This window comes from Halopseudomonas sp. (genome assembly GCF_041579695.1).
GTDB lineage: Bacteria > Pseudomonadota > Gammaproteobacteria > Pseudomonadales > Pseudomonadaceae > Halopseudomonas.
The window spans coordinates 1-3,960 of record NZ_JBFGFI010000149.1 but is presented as its reverse complement, the minus strand read 5'-3'; the positions used below and the strand labels follow the sequence as shown (position 1 = coordinate 3,960).

Here is a 3,960-nt window from a genome sequence, read left to right as displayed (position 1 = left end):
TCAGATCAAGGTATTGCACGTGGAAGATGATCTTGATTTATACCAGGTCATTCGACAGTCGGCCTGCAACGATGTCAGTTTTCGACTGGCCACTAGCATGGCCGAGGCGCGCTTATCCTTGAAGACGGATGCGCCAGATCTGTTGCTGCTCGATATTGAACTGCCCGATGGTGATGGGAGTGATTTGATAGAAGAGGTGCGACGGCAGCTGCCTCACTGTAGCATTATGCTGCTAACTGGCCATGGTGTTGAGCCAGGGCTGCGCTCGCGGGTTGACGCAGCGGTATTGAAATCAGCATTGAGTGTCCCTGATCTGTTGAAGCGTATTGACTACCTTACAGGCAGATTGCAACCCGACGAGGAGCATCCTGATGGCTGAATTAGAACGTGTGATGTACGTTGAAGATGAACCTGACATTCGTGCAGTGGCTCAGCTGGCGCTTGAAGTGGTGGGTGGGCTGACGGTGGATCTGTGTGAACGTGGGGATCTTGCGGTAGCCCAGGCTGAGCAATTTGAACCGCAAATGATTTTGCTTGACGTGATGATGCCAGGTATGGATGGGCCGAGCACACTGAAAGCCTTGCGGAATCATCCAGAGCTGAGCAAGGTGCCGATCGCATTCATGACGGCAAAAGTTCAGCCGCATGAAATAGAACACTTCAAAAGCCTTGGTGCCGTGGGAGTCATAGCCAAGCCGTTTGATCCTATTACGCTCGCAGAACAGGTGCGAGCGCTTTGGGGCAGTGCTAGATAAAGAGGTAGCTTGTGGCTTTCAATGAACGGTTATTGACCCTGCAGCGACAATATCTGGAAAAGCTTCCAGGGATTCTCGGGCAAATAGGTGTGCTCTCTGATGCGTTACCGGAAGGCAGCGCGGACAGCGCAGAGCTGAAGTCGCTGAGTGCGCTTTTGCATAAGCTTGCAGGCTCTGCGGGCACCTTCGGTTTGTCTGCCATCAGCGCCGAGGCGGCTAAGCTGGATCGCCGCCTTGAAGCGGTGCTGTCCCCCGATTCTGGGAGTACAGTCGATCAAACGGAACGTTTAAAGCTCAAGACTGACCTGCAGGCGCTACGTCATTACGCCGTGGCCGAGGCAAGGTCCGATTATCCACCGAGAACTTTTCATGAGCAGCACGGCAAGCAGAACCTGGCATCTGAAATCTGGTTGCTGGAAGATGACGAGCTGTTGGGTTCCAGTCTGCTGTCCCACCTGAAAGCCTTCAACTTCAACGCGCGGTTGTTCAGATCCATTGCTCAATTGACGGCTGCTTTTGTCGACGTTCAACCCGATGTGCTGGTCCTCGATATCATGCTGGGCGAGGAGGGACGCTCCCTCGACTATTTGGAAAGCACGGGACTGCTGGACGCTGCTCACTCGCGCCTGATTTTCATCAGCGCTTGTGACGATTTCCACTCGAGACAACAGGCAGCGGCCTTGGGGGCTGAAGGTTTCTTCATCAAGCCGCTGGATATCCCTAAGCTGGTCACGCGCGTCGAACAGGTGCTGACCCGGCTTCACGCGCCCGCTGAACGCGTCCTGATAGTCGATGATGATGAACTGCTAGCGCGCTACTATCGGGAACTTCTGATCAGCGCGGGTATGCAAGCTGAAGTCCTCCACGAGCCTGAGCGTATTATTGAGATTCTCGAACAAAAGTACCCCGATATCATTCTTATGGATCTGCAGATGCCAGGCATCAGTGGGCATGATTTGGCCGGCGTGATACGGCAGTATGACCAATGGGTCGGACTGCCGATTGTGTACCTGTCAGCCGAGAAGGATCCTGTTCAGCAGTTAAAGGCGTTGAATCAGGGGGGGGACGATTTTCTGATCAAGCCTGTTAATGATGAACATCTGATTACTGCGGTACGGTCCAAGGTGGTGCGCTCTCGTCAATTGCTTGAGTTGATGACCAAGGACAGTCTGACAGGCTTGCTCAAGCACGCGGCTATCAAGGAAGCTGTTGCCCGGGAATGGGCCATGGCCAATCGCAATGGGGAAACCTTTTGTGTGGGTATGCTGGATATCGATCATTTCAAACAGGTCAATGATCGGTTTGGTCATGCTACGGGGGACGAGGTCATTGCTTCAGTCGCTACCCTGTTGCGTCAACGTTTACGTGCGACGGACATTCTTGGGCGTTACGGCGGCGAAGAGTTTGCGGTTGTGATGGCTAATTGCGATGCAGCGGCGGCAGCAGCGGTACTCGACGACTTTCGCCAACGCTTCCAGGAGCTGCAGTTCACGTACGAAGACAGCAGCTTCAATTCCTCCATCTCCATTGGGGTAGCAGAGTATCGGCCCGGAATGGAAATAGAAGCCGAAGCCTTGTTGGTCAATGCAGACAAGGCCCTGTACGAAGCCAAAACCGCAGGACGTAACAGGCTATCGGTTTACCATGCCTGATCGTGAGAACGCTAACCATGCAGCATGCTGATCCGGTGATCCTGGCCCCGATGGAAGGTCTGGTCGACCCACCGATGCGCGACATTCTTACCCGTATCGGCGGCATCGACCGCTGTGTCAGCGAATTCATCCGTGTGACTGACACCGCGCTGAACCTGGCCACCGTGGAGCGCTTCATTCCCGAAATGCACCAGGGCTGGAAAACCGCCGCAGGGGTCGAAGTACGACCGCAATTGCTCGGTTCGGACCCGCACTGGCTGGCAGTCAACGCAGCGCAACTGGCCAGTTGGGGAGCGCCGGCGGTGGATCTGAATTTTGGTTGTCCGGCCAAAACGGTGAATCGTCACGGTGGCGGTGCCAGTCTGCTGCGCGAGCCCGAAGTGCTGGCCAGGATCCTGGCCGCCGTGCGCGCTGCGACGCCTGCGGAAATCCCCGTTACCGCTAAGATGCGTCTGGGTTACAGCGATACCAGTCTGACGCTGGACTGCGCGCACGCGCTGGCTGAATCGGGTGCAACCGAAATTGCCGTGCATGCGCGCACCAAGATGGAAGGCTACAAACCACCCGCCCATTGGGAATGGATTGCCCGCATCCGCGAGGCGGTTGCGGTGCCGGTGATTGCCAACGGGGAAGTATGGACGCTGGAAGACTACCGGCGCATTCGTGAGCTCAGCGGTTGTAGCGCGGTCATGATCGGTCGCGGCCTGGTAGTGCGACCCGATCTGGCGCAGCAGATTCGCCGGCATCATGCAGGCGCTACGCCCGGTCCGATGAGTTGGGAACAGCTGCAGCCCTGGCTGGCGGATTTTTTCGTGCAGACCCGCGCACGCATGGTCGACCGCCACTCGCCGGGTCGAATCAAGCAATGGCTGTCACTGCTGACCCGCAGTTATCCCCAGGCACAGGCCCTGTTTGATGAACTGCGCCGCGAAACCAGTCCGGATCCGATCAGTCTTCGACTTCTGGATACTTCAACTGCTGCATGATCCGGTCCTTGATCACTCGCCGCTCTTCCTTCAGCCCGCGGATCTCTTCATCGCTGACCACGCCGGGGTTCTGTACTTCGGCATTGATCGTCCACTGGTCAATGTTGTCGTATTCGATGACCAGACTGTCCAGTTTCGGATTCCTGGCGCGGTGCTTGTCCATGTCTTCGGGAGAAATTCCCAGGTCCTGACACAGGTCGTGAGATGCCACCATGGTCTTGCCCCGCTCAGACAGGGGCTTCGGGATTGCGAATCCGTTGCAAAATCTTGTCCTTGAGCTTCAGCCGTGTTGCCTTCAGCGCTGTGAGCTCTTCATCGCTGATGATGGCAGAAGTGGTTTCCTCAGCATCGACGGTGCGGCGGTCAGTGTTCTCGTATTCGGCCACCAGCGTGTCCAGTTCAGGATCAGCCTTGCGAAGCTGGTGCATCTTCTCGGCGGAAATATCCAGGTCCTGACATAGGTCGTGTGCTGCTGCCATGGTCTGTCTCCATTGTTCTGAGTAAATGAGTACGGATGTTCGATCCGTACTGGTTGGAGTTGCCGAAGCACAAAAAATTCAACATGGC

General features: G+C 56.0%; 6 protein-coding genes. 4 read left to right on the top strand and 2 right to left on the bottom strand.

The genetic code is table 11. The annotated features are described in order from the left end of the window. The 4 genes from ABYA88_RS15640 to ABYA88_RS15625 all read left to right on the top strand — a co-directional run. Window positions 1-379: response regulator (locus ABYA88_RS15640; RefSeq protein ID WP_373188315.1), on the top strand; the 379-nt coding region annotated here is incomplete at its 5' end. Continuing rightward, on the top strand, window positions 372-755 hold the full coding sequence (locus ABYA88_RS15635) for a response regulator (RefSeq protein WP_373188314.1): 384 nt from the start codon (window positions 372-374) through the stop codon (window positions 753-755). The genes ABYA88_RS15640 and ABYA88_RS15635, both read left to right, overlap by 8 nt. A gap of 11 nt (window positions 756-766) precedes the next feature. Further along, window positions 767-2,407, top strand: a complete 1,641-nt coding sequence (locus tag ABYA88_RS15630) for a diguanylate cyclase (protein ID WP_373188313.1) — start codon at window positions 767-769, stop codon at window positions 2,405-2,407. Window positions 2,408-2,424: 17 nt separating this feature from the next. After that, window positions 2,425-3,393, top strand: coding sequence for a tRNA dihydrouridine synthase (locus ABYA88_RS15625; RefSeq protein WP_373188312.1), 969 nt, complete (start codon window positions 2,425-2,427; stop codon window positions 3,391-3,393). On the opposite strand, the gene ABYA88_RS15620 is transcribed toward ABYA88_RS15625, so the two are convergent. Further along, window positions 3,356-3,607 (bottom strand): hypothetical protein, encoded by a 252-nt coding sequence (locus ABYA88_RS15620; RefSeq protein WP_373188311.1) that lies wholly within the window; start codon window positions 3,605-3,607, stop codon window positions 3,356-3,358. The two genes, ABYA88_RS15625 and ABYA88_RS15620, sit on opposite strands and share 38 nt — an antisense overlap. A gap of 13 nt (window positions 3,608-3,620) precedes the next feature. Beyond that, window positions 3,621-3,872 (bottom strand): YdcH family protein, encoded by a 252-nt coding sequence (locus ABYA88_RS15615; protein ID WP_373188310.1) that lies wholly within the window; start codon window positions 3,870-3,872, stop codon window positions 3,621-3,623. Window positions 3,873-3,960 lie beyond the last annotated feature (88 nt).

What these genes read in the sequence shown, in the direction of transcription:
- ABYA88_RS15635 (WP_373188314.1), top strand. Translation starts at nt 372, where the DNA reads ATGGCTGAATTAGAACGTGTGATGTACGTTGAAGATGAACCTGACATT.
- ABYA88_RS15625 (WP_373188312.1), top strand. Translation starts at nt 2,425, where the DNA reads ATGCAGCATGCTGATCCGGTGATCCTGGCCCCGATGGAAGGTCTGGTC.
- ABYA88_RS15620 (WP_373188311.1), bottom strand. Translation starts at nt 3,607, where the DNA reads ATGGTGGCATCTCACGACCTGTGTCAGGACCTGGGAATTTCTCCCGAA.
- ABYA88_RS15615 (WP_373188310.1), bottom strand. Translation starts at nt 3,872, where the DNA reads ATGGCAGCAGCACACGACCTATGTCAGGACCTGGATATTTCCGCCGAG.